The organism is Streptomyces hygroscopicus subsp. hygroscopicus (assembly GCF_001553455.1).
Classification (GTDB): domain Bacteria; phylum Actinomycetota; class Actinomycetes; order Streptomycetales; family Streptomycetaceae; genus Streptomyces; species Streptomyces hygroscopicus.
The window spans coordinates 12,844-27,106 of sequence record NZ_BBOX01000008.1; the positions used below are offsets into that span (position 1 = coordinate 12,844).

The 14,263-nt window shown below is 72.1% G+C and carries 14 protein-coding genes and 1 pseudogene; 8 read left to right on the forward strand and 7 right to left on the reverse strand.

What is annotated here, in order from left to right:
• Nucleotides 1-304: 304 nt before the first annotated feature.
• From AXW62_RS01545 to AXW62_RS01555, 3 genes are all read right to left on the reverse strand, one after another.
• Nucleotides 305-751 (reverse strand): cytochrome P450 family protein, encoded by a 447-nt coding sequence (locus tag AXW62_RS01545; RefSeq protein WP_060942867.1) that lies wholly within the window; start codon nucleotides 749-751, stop codon nucleotides 305-307.
• A gap of 24 nt (nucleotides 752-775) precedes the next feature.
• Nucleotides 776-2,380: a GMC family oxidoreductase gene (locus AXW62_RS01550; RefSeq protein ID WP_060942868.1), complete on the reverse strand. Its 1,605-nt coding sequence runs from the start codon at nucleotides 2,378-2,380 to the stop codon at nucleotides 776-778.
• A gap of 542 nt (nucleotides 2,381-2,922) precedes the next feature.
• A complete protein-coding gene (locus tag AXW62_RS01555; RefSeq protein ID WP_060942869.1) occupies nucleotides 2,923-3,519 on the reverse strand; it encodes a helix-turn-helix domain-containing protein in 597 nt (198 codons plus the stop codon).
• A gap of 420 nt (nucleotides 3,520-3,939) precedes the next feature.
• Here AXW62_RS01555 and aldh point away from each other — a divergent pair, with 420 nt between their 5' ends.
• From aldh to AXW62_RS01585, 7 genes are all read left to right on the forward strand, one after another.
• Nucleotides 3,940-5,316 (forward strand): aldehyde dehydrogenase AldH, encoded by a 1,377-nt coding sequence (gene aldh / locus AXW62_RS01560; protein WP_060942870.1) that lies wholly within the window; start codon nucleotides 3,940-3,942, stop codon nucleotides 5,314-5,316.
• Nucleotides 5,317-5,348: 32 nt separating this feature from the next.
• Nucleotides 5,349-5,666 (forward strand): hypothetical protein, encoded by a 318-nt coding sequence (locus AXW62_RS01565; RefSeq protein WP_060942871.1) that lies wholly within the window; start codon nucleotides 5,349-5,351, stop codon nucleotides 5,664-5,666.
• Nucleotides 5,663-6,685 carry a DMT family transporter gene (locus AXW62_RS01570; RefSeq protein ID WP_060942872.1) on the forward strand — a complete coding sequence of 341 codons (1,023 nt, stop codon included), beginning with the start codon at nucleotides 5,663-5,665 and terminating at the stop codon, nucleotides 6,683-6,685. Before AXW62_RS01565 ends, AXW62_RS01570 begins: the two co-directional genes overlap by 4 nt.
• A gap of 34 nt (nucleotides 6,686-6,719) precedes the next feature.
• Entirely contained in the window at nucleotides 6,720-6,983 is a 264-nt protein-coding gene (locus AXW62_RS01575; protein ID WP_060942873.1) for a hypothetical protein, read from the forward strand.
• A gap of 4 nt (nucleotides 6,984-6,987) precedes the next feature.
• Nucleotides 6,988-7,143: a hypothetical protein gene (locus AXW62_RS43690; protein WP_159060783.1), complete on the forward strand. Its 156-nt coding sequence runs from the start codon at nucleotides 6,988-6,990 to the stop codon at nucleotides 7,141-7,143.
• A 326-nt stretch (nucleotides 7,144-7,469) separates the two neighbouring features.
• Nucleotides 7,470-8,252, forward strand: a complete 783-nt coding sequence (locus AXW62_RS01580; protein WP_060942874.1) for an electron transfer flavoprotein subunit beta/FixA family protein — start codon at nucleotides 7,470-7,472, stop codon at nucleotides 8,250-8,252.
• Between the two features lie 50 nt (nucleotides 8,253-8,302).
• On the forward strand, nucleotides 8,303-9,265 hold the full coding sequence (locus tag AXW62_RS01585; RefSeq protein ID WP_060942875.1) for an electron transfer flavoprotein subunit alpha/FixB family protein: 963 nt from the start codon (nucleotides 8,303-8,305) through the stop codon (nucleotides 9,263-9,265).
• Nucleotides 9,266-9,576: 311 nt separating this feature from the next.
• On the opposite strand, the gene AXW62_RS01590 is transcribed toward AXW62_RS01585, so the two are convergent.
• Nucleotides 9,577-10,872 (reverse strand): HAD family hydrolase, encoded by a 1,296-nt coding sequence (locus AXW62_RS01590; protein ID WP_060942876.1) that lies wholly within the window; start codon nucleotides 10,870-10,872, stop codon nucleotides 9,577-9,579.
• A gap of 304 nt (nucleotides 10,873-11,176) precedes the next feature.
• Nucleotides 11,177-11,482: pseudogene (locus AXW62_RS44335) on the reverse strand (SDR family oxidoreductase); the annotation flags it as partial.
• Nucleotides 11,483-11,567: 85 nt separating this feature from the next.
• Between AXW62_RS44335 and AXW62_RS45330 the strand changes: the two are divergent.
• Complete coding sequence (locus tag AXW62_RS45330) at nucleotides 11,568-11,810, forward strand: LysR substrate-binding domain-containing protein (protein WP_060942877.1); 243 nt, start codon at nucleotides 11,568-11,570, stop codon at nucleotides 11,808-11,810.
• A 198-nt stretch (nucleotides 11,811-12,008) separates the two neighbouring features.
• Here the strand turns inward: AXW62_RS45330 and AXW62_RS01605 are convergent, their stop codons facing one another.
• Nucleotides 12,009-13,406: an MFS transporter gene (locus tag AXW62_RS01605; protein ID WP_252368462.1), complete on the reverse strand. Its 1,398-nt coding sequence runs from the start codon at nucleotides 13,404-13,406 to the stop codon at nucleotides 12,009-12,011.
• 600 nt (nucleotides 13,407-14,006) lie between these two features.
• Nucleotides 14,007-14,263: helix-turn-helix domain-containing protein (locus AXW62_RS40230; protein WP_252368463.1), on the reverse strand; the 257-nt coding region annotated here is incomplete at its 5' end.

The following is a 14,263-nucleotide window of genomic DNA, read 5'->3' on the forward strand; positions in this document are numbered from 1 at the left end:
GCGGTCCCGATCATGGCCCTTAGCCTGCCGCCGGGCCAGGGCGCGGTCCACTTCTTCGTCCACGGACGTAAGGTCCCTGGACGAGGCGGGCACATCCTCCTGGCGTGCTCCGCCACGTGGCGGGCTCCGGCGGCCTGGCGCGGAGCCGCTTCGCGCGCTGCCCGGCGTTCGGACCGTGCCGTCTGCCGCGGGCCCTCGCCTGGAGGGGAGGGCCCGCGGCCCCTGCCTGGCCGGCACGGCCGCGGCCCGTGAACCGGGCCCCTGCGCGGGGCGACCGGAACGCCCGCGGTGCCGAGGCGCGGCGTCAGGCCTGGCGGTAGCGGGGACCTCGTTCGACCACCCGCATGAGCAGGTCCATGTCGATGTCCCCGGCGATCTGGAGGGTGCGCGGCTGCTGGCCGGCGTAGCCGAGGAGAGCGCGGACTGTGGGACTCGTGTAGTAGCCGCCCGCCACGATCAACAGCACCGCGTGGTAAGCGGGCGGGTCGCTCTGGCGCAGCTCGTCAAGGGACTCGTCCGGCGCGAGTTCACCGGTGCTCGCCCATGCCCGGACCAGGTCGCGGATCAGGTCGGGGCGGGCGCGCAGCACGACGTCCAGATGCCCGTCGCCGAGCCCGGCGTCGCCGGCCGCCGGCATGGTCGGCGACGCGGGGATGAGCCGGTCGGCCACGCGGCGCAGCCAGTCGCGGCACTCCCCGGGAACGTCGGCGGCGGTGGTGGAGGTGGTCTCCCGGGCTTGGCTGGGGGTCATGGGGTCTCCGTAAGTCGGTCGCGGTCAGGCCGGAATCCGCTGGTCGCGGCGGGATGCGATGAGGTGTTCGGTGGAGCGCAGGGCCAGCGCGGTGATGGTGCTCGTCGGGTTCACCCCGCCGGAGGTGACGAAGACACTGCCGTCCATGACGTACAGGTTGGGGATGTCATGGGACCGGCCGTACGGGTCGACCACTGAGGTCCGCGGGTCGGTGCCCATCCGGGCGGTGCCCAGCAGATGCCACCCCGAGGAGCGCATCAGCGCTTCCGTGGCCACGTCGTATGCTCCCGCTGTGTGCAGCGACTCGGTGGCCCGGGCGATGTGGAAGTCGAGCAGGCGCCGGGAGTTCTCGCTGACCGCGTAGGTTATTTTCGGTGCCGGGATGCCCGAGGAGTCCGTGAGGGCGGCGTCGACGGTGACCCGGTTGGCCTCGTCGGGCAGATCCTCACCGAAGATGCCCCAGCTGATCGTGTGTCCAAGGTGTCGGCGGACGTGCTCGTGGTGAGCGGCACCCCAGACCGCGTCCCCGGCGCGGGTCGGCAGGGCCGCGTTCAGCGGCCCGCCGGTCGGTGCGAGACTCCACTTCGCGCCCCGTACGAAACCCCGGTCGGTGTCGGTCTCGTAGAACTCAAAACACGTGATCTTCGCGCCGACGTGCCCGCGCCAGCTCTCCACGTCGTCCTCGAAGTAGCCGGTGACGTTGGCGAAGGGATGAACCATCAGCCGGCGTCCGACCAGCCCGCTGGAGTTCGCCAGCCCGTCCGGATGCCGCGGGGACGCCGAATTGAGCAGGATGCGGGGGGTGCCGACGGCATTCGCGGCGAGAATCACCACGTCGGCGCGCACGACGTGCCACGAACCGTCCGGGCGTACGAACTCGGCGCCCGTGGCGAGTCCGCCCCGGGACATCAGAATCCGCGCCACGCGGGCCCCGGTGAGCAGCCTCACCCCCTTCGCGACCGCGGCCGGCCAGTGCGTGAGGTCGGTGGAGGCCTTGGCGCCCTCCGGGCATCCCTGCATACAGGCGCCGAACTGCACACACGGCCGCCTGCCCTGGTACGGCGCGGACAGCACGGCTTGCGCGGCCGGCCACCAGTGCCAGCCCAGCTTGTCGTGGGCGTGTGCCATGCGCGCGCCCATCGTGCCGATCGGAAGGGGCGGAAGCGGCGGCTCGGCACCTTCCGGGTAGGCGGGGTCACCCCCTGCGCCGGACACCCCGAACGCCACGTCGGTGCGCTCGTAGAACGGCTGGAGGTCGGCGTAGCGCAGGGGCCAGTCGTCGGCCACGCCGTCCAGCGAGCGCACGCGGAAGTCCGATGGCAGCAGCCGTGGCCAGTCTCCGGCGTAGAGGATCATGCTGCCGCCGACACCGGCGTACATGAGCGGCGCGACGTCGGAGTCCGCGTCGTTGATCGGGTAGTCGACCGGGTTCTGCCGTACGCTGGGGCTTCCCGACCACTGCTTGCGGGCTTCGAGTTCGTAGGTTCCGCGCTGCGCCGGATAGTCGGCCCGGTCCGGCCAGTTCCCCTGTTCGAGGCAGATCACATCGAACCCGGCCTGGGCCAGCGCGCCGGCGGCGACACCGCCTGACGCGCCCGCGCCGATGATCAGTACGTCAGCCTGTTCCATGGCAATTCCTCTCGCACCGCATGGATGACGGTTAGTAATCGCTTTCTATCGACGGTACGGTTTCCGGATGGCCGCGACAAGGGTCGAGACGGCCGAAAGAGCCGGGCGGAGCTGGCGGGGCCCCGTGGCCGCGCCGACTGGGGTGGTTGTCCTGTGTTGGTGAATCGGTGCAGGTGATCGCGGTGATCGGAGGCGCGTGCGGGGGGTGGGACCGGTGCGGCCGCCGCCTCGTCGCCGGTGTGGAGGCGGCGGCACCGTGGCGTCCGCCCCCCTGGCGGACGTGGTCTCCATAAGGAGGGAAAGCGCTTACTGACAGGGCGGGTGCAGACACGCCGTGCTGTGCGGTCCCGCGCGGTCGACGACACCCGTCACGCCTGCCACCGCCGCCGGCGCGGCCCTCGAGGGGCCCGCCCGCGGGGGAAGCCGTCGAGGGCTGGGCGGGAGCTTCGCGGCCGGCGCGCGGTGCGGCGCCGGTCGCTTCGGTCCGGCGTTCCGCCGTGTGTCGTTGTCCACCGGACGGTGCCGAGGTCCCGGACGCGCCGTCAGATGCTGGGTGGGCTGATCACGTACAGGATGCGTGCCCGCTCCGTGCCCGGGTTCTCCACGGAGTGCGGCTGGGACGACGTGTATTCGATGCTGTCCCCCTCGTCGAGTGGGTGGCGGTCGCCCTCCACGGTGCAGACCACGCTGCCCTCGAGCACGATCACCAACTCCTGGGAGGAGCCGTGCACATGCTGTGCGTCGCCGATTAAGGCGCCACCGTCGAGAACAGCCTCCATCACTTCGAGGTGGAGCAGCGGGCGCCGGGTGAACAGGTACTTCCGTACCCCCTCCGACGTGATCTCCGGGCGGTCCGCCCGCCGCAGCGCGGTGTGCCGCGGCGGCTCCCCGCTGAAGAGGTCGGACAGGCTCAGGGCGAGCGCGGTGGCGATGCGGCTGAGCACGTCCACGCTGCCCGTCGCCGTGCCGCGCTCGATCTGGCTGAGGTAGCTCTCGGTGATTCCCGCCGCGTCGGCGACGCGGCGGAGGGTGAGCCGTCGCATCCGGCGGTAGTCGCGGATCCGGGTGCCCAGGTCGGCCAGCCGCTCGCGGTTGCTGTCACCGCGTGCGCTGCCGCCTTCCGGCTCGGCTCTGGTCATGGTCGGCGACTCCCGTGGTGGCGAGGTGGGCGGCGGGCATGCCTGGTGGCTCCGCATTCAACCACAGCGGTTGCGGCTGGCAAAGACGAACCTTACGCGGAGTACAGAAGTTCTGAACTGAGAACGAAGTGAAGCTGTTGACGCCATTCAGATTCGGTTCTACGTTCCTCGTGATCGCTCACCGACGCGGCGACCGCGCTGCCCTGCCGGGACGAACCGACGACCCGGCGGCCGGTGTCGCCGACGTGTTCGCCCCGACCCACGACCTCGACCACCCCCACGTCCGCGACGGCTCGGACCACGAGCGGGGCCGCCGCCGCTCCCCTCCGCACCACCGTGACCCTCGTGCGCCGGCGGCCCGAGCACACCCGCGCCCGTGCCTGCCGCGACCCGTTCCCGCAGCCTGAAAGGACACTGACCGTGACACTCGCCACCGTCGACCCGACGACCGGCAAGGTCCTCAAGGAATTCGCCCCGCACACCCCGGCCGAGGTCGAGGCCCGCGTCGCCGCCGCCGACGCGGCCTTCCGCGCGCTCGCCCGCACGACGTTCGCCCAGCGCGCGGACTGGATGCGCCGGACCGCGGACCTCCTCGAGGCCGAGGCCGACGAGGTCGCCGACCTGATCACCACGGAGATGGGCAAGACGCTCGTCTCCGCGCGCTACGAGGCGCTCAAGTCGGCCACCGCCATGCGCTTCTTCGCCGACCACGCCGAGCGCTACCTCGCCCCCGAGCGGCCCGTCGATCCCGCCACGGTCGGTTCGGCGGAGCTGGCCGTCCGCTTCGATCCGATCGGTGTGGTGCTCGCGGTGATGCCGTGGAACTACCCGCTGTGGCAGTGCGTCCGGTTCGCCGCCCCCGCGCTGATGGCGGGCAACACCGGCCTGCTCAAGCACGCGTCCAACGTCCCGCAGACGGCGCTCTACCTCAGTGACCTGTTCGAGCGCGGCGGGTTCCCGGCCGGCTCCTTCCCGGCCCTGCTCATCGAGGCCCGGGACGTGTCCCCGCTGCTCGAGGACCGGCGGATCCGGGCGGCCACCCTCACCGGGTCGGTCGCCGCGGGCGCCGCCGTCGCCGAGGCCGCGGGACGCAACATCAAGAAGACCGTGCTCGAGCTGGGCGGGACGGACGTGTTCATCGTGCTGCCCAGTGCCGATGTCTCCCGCGCGGCCGAGGCCGCCGTCACCGCGCGGGTGCAGAACTCCGGCCAGTCCTGCATCGCGGCCAAGCGCTACTACGTCCACACCGAGGTCTACGACGAGTTCACCGCGCGGTTCGTCGAGGGGATGGCCACCACGACCACCGGGGATCCCCGGGACGAGGCGACGACCTTCGGGCCGCTTGCCACCGGACGCGGGCGCCGCGACGTCGAGGAGCTGGTCGCCGACGCGGTGGCCAAGGGCGCGACCGTGCTCACCGGCGGTGTGACCCCGCAGGGGCCCGGCTTCTTCTACCCCGCCACGGTGCTCGCCGACGTCACCCCCGCGATGCGCCTGTACCGCGAGGAGTGCTTCGGCCCGGTCGCCTGCGTACACCGCGTCAACGACCTGGACGAGGCGATCCGGCTGGCCAACGACTCCGACTTCGGGCTGAGTTCCAGCGTCTGGACCACCGAGCCGCACGAGATCGACCGGCTGGCCCGCGAGATCGACGCGGGCGGGGTCTTCGTCAACGGGCTCACCGCCTCCTTCCCCGGCGTCCCCTTCGGGGGTGTCAAGGACTCCGGCTACGGACGTGAGCTGTCCGCCTTCGGGATCCGCGAGTTCGTCAACGCCAAAACCGTCTGGCGGGCCTGAGCGGTTCCGCCCCCCGTGCAGAAGGAGTCACCATGACACCTGCCCCCAAGTTCCAGGCGGCGATGACGCTCTACCACCTCGGTGGGCAGGGCGTCTGGGAGCATCACCTGTTCAGGGCCCTGCAGCAGCACTACCGCGAGAGCGAGCTGTCCGGGCTGCGAGAGGACCTGATCGGGCTCAGTACCGTCGGCTGGCTGCGGATCGTCGAGCAGCGTGAGCACCGCGGCCAGATCCTGCGCCGCTACGCTCTCGCCCCCTCCGCCAGACGGCTCGTCGAGCATCAGCTCGACCTGCGCCGCTGCCTTCCCGTCGAGCTCCCGGCGCAGACGTCCGCGGGTGAGCCGGCATGAGCGCCCCGGCCGGTCCCGCGGCGGACCTGGCGGAGCGGTCCCGCCTGGCCGACGGCAAGAAGACGCGCATGGGAATGATCTACGCGATCCTCGCCGCTCCCGCTCTCGGCCTGGCCTTCGGGCTGCTCGGATCGATCGTCGTCACACCGCCGTTCACCCTCGAACAGCCGACCGGCGCCTTCGTCCTCGTAGCGGTGCTGCAGGTGCCTTTCGGCGTACTCGCCATCGCGATCTTCCTGCTGGTGACCGGGGCGTGGCGGGACACCGGGCGGATCCTCGGCCACCGGGTCAGCTGGTGGACCCTGTTCGTCGCCGTCGGCGGGTTCGTGGGCGATCTCTGCTTCGCCGCCGCCTCCGTGTTGATCGGTGGCGCGCTGGCCGGCTCCATGGGCGGCCTCGCGGGCGTGGTCGGTGCGGTCATCGCGGCGCTGCTCTACCGTGAGCGCATCCTGCGGGCGTCCACCCTGATCGGTCTCGGCGCGCTGGCCGTCGGGATCTGGCTCGCCGTCTCCGGCGGCCGGCTCAACGCGCCGACCCACGGCGGCTACTTCGCCGTCGGCCTGCTGATCATCGTGTGCGCGGTGCTCACCTGGGGGTTCGAAAGCTTCGCCATCTCCGCCGGCACCGACCTCATGCCCGCGGAGAGCTTTCTGTGGTGGCGCGCGTTCCTCGAACTGTTCATCGCCGGGATCCTGCTCCTGGCCCTGTTCCCCGGCGGACGGCGGATCGCGGTGCTGGCCTGGTCGGAGCCGCGGCTGATCGCCATCGGGGCGGTCATCGGACTGGGGTGGGCGATCTGGATGATCATGGGCTACTACATCGGGATTTCCTACGCCGGGGCGGTGCGCGGCGGGGTGCTGACCAACACCCTGGCCTTCTTCTTCATCGCGTTCTTCTCCCTGACCATCTACGGCGCCCCGTTCAGCGTCGTCGTCATCGTGGGGTCCGCGATCACCATCGTCGGCACCCTGTTCATCGTCACCGAGCCCAAGGGGCACCTGGCCCGGCTGCGCTCCTGACGTGCCGCCCGCCTCGAACCCGAACGGAGGCCCCGTGTCCACCTCCCGCCCCCTGTCCCCGATCGCCGACGACGCTCTCGCCGATGCGTACCTTCGCTGTGCCGCCCGGGCCAAGCTGCGCCGGCTGTCCGGACTGGTCGTGCTCTGCGCCTTGCTGCTGGCCGTGCTCCTGCTGATCTACGCCCGGGGCTGGTACTCCGGCTCCGGCGGCGCGGGCTGGGTCTTTGTCGGCATCGGCGTCACCGCCGCCGCGATCGCCGCCGTTGTCATCGACATCGTCTACCGGAAGGAACTGTGACCCCGTGACTCCCACCACCCCCGTCTCCGACGACAGTACGGCGGCGAGCCTGCCCCTGCTCGACGCCCGCCGCTGGGCGCTGGGATTCCTCGCCTTCGCCGTGGTCCTGGCCGTGGTCTTCTCCCAGCTGCTGGTCGACCTCATTGCCCGCGCCCATTGACGCGTTCTCAGCGAGTTCCCCGCCGGGGTGGCATGGCCTCACCAAGGCCCCGGGCCGCTGTGGCGGGCCGCCGAGGGGCAGGACCGAACATGCCCCCGGCCGGGAACGCGTACACCGGCCCGCCACGCCGTATGCGCCACCGCGGATCGGCGGAGGGCCCGGCGGCCGTCGCCGAAAAGCGCTCCCGCGCCGTCACGGCCGCATGAGCCCGCCGGCGGCTCCGGGAGGGGCGGCCCGGCGGGCGGACGCGGCAGGAGGCGGAGACCTGCCGGATCTCCGCCCCGTCGCAGGAACACACACCCAATCAGTTGTTCAAAGGAAACCCAGTGAGTCTGAGGATCGTTGTCTGTGCGAAGTACGTGCCCGACGCCATCGGCGATCGGCATTTCACCGAGGACCTGACCGTCGACCGCGACGACGTCGACGGTCTGCTCTCGGAGCTGGACGAGTACGCCGTGGAGCAGGCCCTGCGGATCAAGGAGTCCGCTGACGCCGAGATCACCGTCGTGACCGTCGGTCCGCAGGACGCCGAGGAGGCGCTGCGCAAGGCACTGTCGATGGGTGCGGACAAGGCGATCCACGTGGCGGACGACGACCTGCGCGGCACCGATGTGATGGGCACGTCCCTGGTGCTGGCCAAAGCCGTGGAGAAGGCCGGTTACGACCTGGTGATCTGCGGCATGGCCTCGACCGACGGCACGATGGGCGTGCTGCCGGCGCTCCTGGCCGAGCGGCTGGGCGTGCCACAGGCCACGTTGCTGTCGGAAATGTCGGTCGAGGGCGGTGTCGTGAACGGCCGCCGTGACGGGGACGCCGCCACCGAGTGGTTGCGGGCGTCTCTGCCGGCGGTGGTGTCGGTGACGGACCAGTCGGGTGAGGCGCGTTACCCGTCGTTCAAGGGCATCATGGCGGCGAAGAAGAAGCCGGTGACCTCCTGGGACCTGTCCGACCTGGACATCGGCGCGGAAGAGGTCGGCCTGGAGGGTGCCTGGACCACGGTCGAGTCGGCCGCCGAGTGCCCGGCGCGCCCGGTCGGCACGGTCGTCAGGGACGAGGGCAAGGGCAGCAAGCACCTCGCTGCCTTCCTCGCGGAGCGCACGTTCGTGTGACACGGCCTCGCGAGCCGGAAGTCCGCCCACACCAAGAGGAGTTGTACCCCATGGCCGAAGTTCTCGTCTTTGTCGATCACACGGGTGGCGCGGTCCGCAAACCCACCCTGGAGCTGCTGACACTGGCCCGCCGTATCGGTGAGCCGGTCGCGCTCGCCCTCGGAGACGGCGCCGGTGACACGGTGCGCACGCTCGCCGAGCACGGTGCGGTGAGGGTCCTCACCCACCAGGCCCCGGAGTACGCGGAGTACCTGGTGGTGCCGGAGGTGGACGCGCTGCAGGCCGCCTGCGCGCAGGTGTCCCCGGCCGCCGTCCTGGTCCCGTCCTCCGCGGAGGGCAAGGAGATCGCCGCGCGTCTGGCGCTGCGGATCGGTTCGGGCGTCATCACCGACGCCGTCGACCTGGTGGCCGGTGAAGACGGCCCGGTGGCCACGCAGTCGGTGTTCGCCGCGTCGTACACCACCACCTCCCGGGTGTCGAAGGGCACTCCGGTCATCACGGTCAAGCCGAACAGCGTGGCCGTCGAGGCGGTTCCGGCCGCGGGCGCCGTCGAGGCCCTCAACGTGACGTTCTCCGCCCAGGCCACCGGCACGAGGATCACGGGCCGCACCCCGCGTGTGTCGACGGGGCGTCCGGAGCTGACCGAGGCCGCCATCGTGGTCGCCGGTGGCCGCGGTGTGAACGGGGCGGAGAACTTCGCCGTCATCGAGGCGCTGGCCGACTCGCTCGGTGCGGCCGTGGGCGCCTCGCGCGCCGCGGTGGACGCGGGCTGGTACCCGCACACCAGCCAGGTCGGCCAGACCGGCAAGACGGTCTCCCCGCAGCTGTACGTCGCCGCCGGTATCTCCGGCGCGATCCAGCACCGGGCCGGTATGCAGACCTCGAAGACCATCGTGGCGATCAACAAGGATCCCGAGGCCCCGATCTTCGACCTGGTCGACTACGGCGTGGTCGGCGACCTCTTCGAGGTCGTCCCGCGGCTGACCGAGGAGGTCAGGGCCCGCAAGGGCTGAACGCGCGGGACACGGCGGGCGGTGCTCCCGGCCCTCGGAGGCCGGGCGCCGTACGCGGTTTTCACCGAGCTGAAGCGGTGTGCTCACCGCACTCGGCACGCCTGACGCTCGTGGTGATCGGCCGGCGGCCGCCTCACGGTGTCCGGGTTCCGCCCAGGGCCGGCTGGGCGGAACCCGGTGTCGTCGGGCCGCTGCCACGGCGGTCGCGCCGCCGGGCGCTCGGGGGCCGGTGACGTCGTCACCGAGCACGGCAGGGCCGGCACGGCTCGCCGCCGGGCGCTCGGGGGCCGGTGTGCCCGGCCGCCGCGGGATCAGCCCGCGTGGACCGTGTCCGCCTGGTCCGGGATGACACTGCCGTCCGTCCGCCGCACCGGCCCGGGGGTGCCGTCGGGGTTCGTATAGCCGGTGGTGGAGCAGGGGTAGAGGTCCTTCTTGCGCGGCAGCGGGTCGATGAACATGGGATTGACCAGCCAGGTGCCGCCGGCGTTGTCGTAGGCCCGGCACATGATCTCGTTCTTGTTGCGGTTGAGGACCAGGCCCGCGCCGGTGGCGTCGCCGACCATCGTCACGTCGGTGTCGGCGTCACCCGCGCCGATCACCAGGCGCTTGTCGGGTGCCTGCCGCTCCCAGGCGGCGGGGCCGGTGACACCGAAGACCTTCTCGTTGAGCCAGCAGCGCTTGCCCTCGACATAGGGCATGACCTGGCCCTTGCCGTCCGGCTCACCGCCGCACCCCTCCTGGGTGTAGGTGATCCGGCCCCGGTGGTCGAGCCGGTTGCGGATGGCCAGGACGTGATCGCGGTCGATGCCGGCGCCGCCTGTCCAGGCGTCGGTGACCGGAGCGCTGCCGGCGGAATCCACCCACACCTCGAAACCGGCCCGCTTCAGGACCCGGATCAGGTCCTTGATCTGCGGGTTGTAGCGGGCGTAGGCGTGCAGGGTGTGGCTGCCGACCCGTTGGGTGGCGCCGATCGGCGCGGCCAGCGCCTCGGCCCGGGACGTGCGCGCGTAGGAGGTGATCTCGGCTTCGGTGTGGCCCGCGAACAGCTGGGGCACCCAGGCGTACTGGGGCAGGGTCCGGCGGCTGTTCCACTCTCCCGCGAACGCCTTGTGGCCGTTCATCAACGTGGCCTCGCTGCGGATGGAGAAGATCTCGTCCGTGCAGGCGGTGTTGGTGGACGTCGGGAGCGGACGGCCGGCCGGCACCGTGGTGCCACACGCCCGGGTCAGGGTCCGTTGGGCTTCCTTCGTCAGCCACGGGCTGGTGTCCGACCAGCGCGCCGGCCGCAGGATCTTGTCGTGCTTGAGTGCCCAGGCGATGGCGAGGTCGGTGATGTCGTTCTTGGTGACGGTGTTGTCCCAGTCGAAGGCGGCGACCGGCCGCTTGCCGTGCCGCAGCTGCCGGTTACCGCAGGTCCCGTACGCGTCGATCACCTTCTGGAGCCGCTCCCTGTTGTCGCCGTGCCACGTGAGCGAGGAGGACAGGCGGGGGCAGCGGGTTCCTTCGGCGGCGGTCGGCGCCGCGTGGGCCGCGGGCGCCGGTATCAGGACCGCCAGTGCGGCGGCCGACACGAGCCCGAGGACGGCGCCCAGGGGAGCGGTGCGCATACGATGACTCTCCTTCATCACTCGACAACGGCCAGGACGGCACGTTGCAAGGACCGTACGCGCAATGGTCATCTCCAGTACACCGCCGCGCACGCCCCGCGCCGCCGACCGGGCCACCGCGCCCGCGCACACCGGCCCCCTTCGGCAGTGCGCGTACCGCCGGCCGGGGACACCCGGCGGCGACCCTACGGACCGTCATCGGGAGAAGGACGGCGTCCGCGGTGCCCACCGGGGGCACCGCGGACGCCAGGGAGCCGGTCGTGGATTCCGTGGTGGACCGACCACCCGTCCTGGGGGACCCGGGTCAGCGGGCCGTCCATCCGCCGTCGATGACCAGGTCGGTGCCGGTCATCGCGGCCGCCTGCGGACCGCACAGGAAGGCAACCGCCTCGGCCACCTCCTCGGGCTCGACGAGGCGCTTGAGGGCCGCGGACTCCAGGAGGACCGAGTCCAGCACGTCGGCCTCGCTGATGTGGTGCGTGCGGGCCTGGTCGGCGATCTGCCGGTCCACCAGCGGGGTGCGCACATAGCCGGGGTTGACGCAGTTGGAGGTGACGCCGTGGGGGCCGCCTTCCAGGGCGACCACCTTGGACAGGCCCTTGAACCCATTGGGCTTCACCTGGCTGCTGCCCAGCGGCCTGGCGCGCCACCTCATCACCGAGTTCGAGCGGGTGACCGGGGGACGGATCGAACTCGTGCGCCGGGACGAGCGCACGGCCGGCGTCGCCACCGGACACACCGACGCCGCGGTCCTGCACGGCAGACCCCCGTCCGGCGGTCGACTGCGCATCGTCGAACTCGGCACCGAGGACCGCGTGGCGGCCGTCGGCCTCCGCCATCCCCTCGCCCGCCGCAGGCGCCTGCGCTGGGCGGAACTCGCCGGCCACGTGTCGTCCCGCCGCCCGAGGGGGCCGGGGGCGGGGTGTGTGCGTCGGTAGTGCGGTGCTCGATTAGCGTGTTGGCGCCGATGGGCAGGGGGCCGCGCGCCTGCGCGGCGATCCGGCCGCGCCGGTGTCGGCGCTACGGGGCACCGACGCCACGGTGGACGCCGGCGCTACGGGGCGCCAGTGCTGTGGGGGCGCCGCTACGGGTGCGGTGGCGCCATGGGGAGGTTGGGCGCCAGCGCATCGGGGGCGCTATTCGGGCCCGGTCTCCTTCTCCTGCTGCTGCGCGAGACGTGTGTCCCGCCGCTGTCGCTCATGGGCCCCGAGCCACACGGCCAGGATCACACAGGCGGCCGTGCACCCCAGGGCGGTGATCCGCAACGCGGTGTCGGAGGCCGCTTCCGAACCCACGCCACGGTTCTGGTCGGCGACAGCCCCGGCCAGGGCGACGCCGAGGCCCGCCGCCACCGTGATGACCGTCTTGGTGACTCCGGACGCCTCCCCGGCCCGCTCCGGTCTGATCACCCCCTGACTGGCGACGAGCGTCAGTGAGGTGGCCGTCCCGAGAACCACACCGCCCACGGTGGCCGCGACCAGATACCCAGCGAGCGAGGAGGCTCCGGCAAGGCAGGCGAGGACGGCGGCCCCCGCGCCGAGGCAGATGGCCATCACGCGCACCGCGGCCGGCGGGGACACCCGGCCGGCGATCGGACCGGCGAGCGCCATGGCCAGTGCCGGTGCGAGGAAGGCGGTGCCCGCCATGGAGACCGACAGATCCCACTGCCCCTGGAGCGTCAGAGGAACGACGAACAGGAACATGACCGTCGCGGTGTTGGCGACGGCCCCGGCGAGCGTCAGCGCCACATAGGGTCCGTTGCGGAAGAGCGTGAGCTCGACCAGCGGGTTCGCCGCCACCCGTGCATACCGCACGAACCAGGCCAGCAGGGCCGCCGCGCCGACCAGACCGGCCAGCACCACGGGCCACTGCCAGTGGCGGCCGCGATCGACCACGACGCACAGGGCCACGAGCGCGGCCGTCGCGGTGGCCAGCCCGCGCCAGTCGACCCTCCGGGACGCGCTGGTGTCACAGCTCTCGGCGGTACGCGAGGCCCATACCGCGCCGAGCGCGGCGAGGGGGACATTGAGCCAGAACACCGCCCTCCAGGACACCGCGTCGGTGAGGGCGCTCCCGATGAACGGGCCGCAGGCGGTGGCGATCCCGCCGATGCCCAGCGCCCGGCCGGTGGCGCGGCCCCGCAGGTCGCTGGGGTAGACGTTCGTCAGCAGCGACAGGCCCACCGGCATGACCAGCGCGGCCCCCGCCCCCTGGACGACCCGGGCGCCGACCAGGACGGGCAGCGCCGGGGCGAGCGCGCAGACCAAGGAGGACGCGCCGAACACGGCAAGGCCCAGGACGAGCAGCCGTCGCCGTCCGAACAGGTCGCCGAGGCGTCCCGCGCCCAGCATCAGGGTTCCGGTGGACAGCAGATACGCGCTGATCACCCATTGCAGGCCGGCACCCCCGGCGTGGAGATCACGGCCGATCCGCGGCAGGGCCAGATTCAGGGCGAACGCGTCGAGCTGAACGCAGAACACGCCCACGGACATGGCCAGCAGGGCCCATCGTCTGGTGGCAGGTGTCGATGTCACTGCGACCCCGGCCTCCTTCCTCACGCTGCGAAGGCAGCACCGTCGGGAACATCCGCACGGCTGTGCGGCGGTTGAGGTGTTGCTGAGGAGGGGGAAGGCGCAGCCAGAGGTGCCCCTGATGAGGGCAGGGGACGCCGCTGCTCGAGGAGGGGGAAGCGGAACCCGGAGGAGAGGAACCGTCCGCGGAAGCGCTGGAGGTCCGCGGAAGCGCTGGAGAACGCCGCATCGTCGGGGCGGACAACGCCTGCTCACCGGGCGGCTGAGGGTATCACCGTAACCGACGCCGAACCCGGCTGCCAACCTCGGTGAAACGGCGGGCGCGGAAGCCGGTGCGGATGCCATGTGAGGTGTTCGGCCATCACCGGCTGAGCGCCGGCCCGCTCGCTCTCCGGGCTCCCCGCCGCTCGCCCGCTCGGCGGCCGGGCGGCGCCCCGCATGTGCACGGCGAAAGCCGCGAGTGGCGCGGGGCGGTGTCCCGCGCTTTGCCCTCCGGGCCCGGGAGGAGGCCGCCGTGCCCGGTGCCCCGCGGGGCGGCGCGCCCGCTGCGCGCCCGTCCCGCCTACGACCAGATCGTGCAGGGCCTGCCCGGCATGATGAGCGTCACCGGCACCCCTGCTGCTCCAGCGTCGCCACCAGCCGCACCACCGTCGACTTGGCCGGCCCTGACGCGTCGATCAGCTCACGCACCGTCCGTGAGCGGTGGGATTCGTCGAACAAGGCGAGCAGGTCAGGGGTGCGCAGCACACTGCGCACCCCTGAACCGGACGGGCGGGCCTCGCGCGACAGCGGTCTCACTCCGCCGTAGGCCCTCCCCGCCACGGCGGCGCAACCGGCCCGCGGGCCGCACGCCCGCCGTG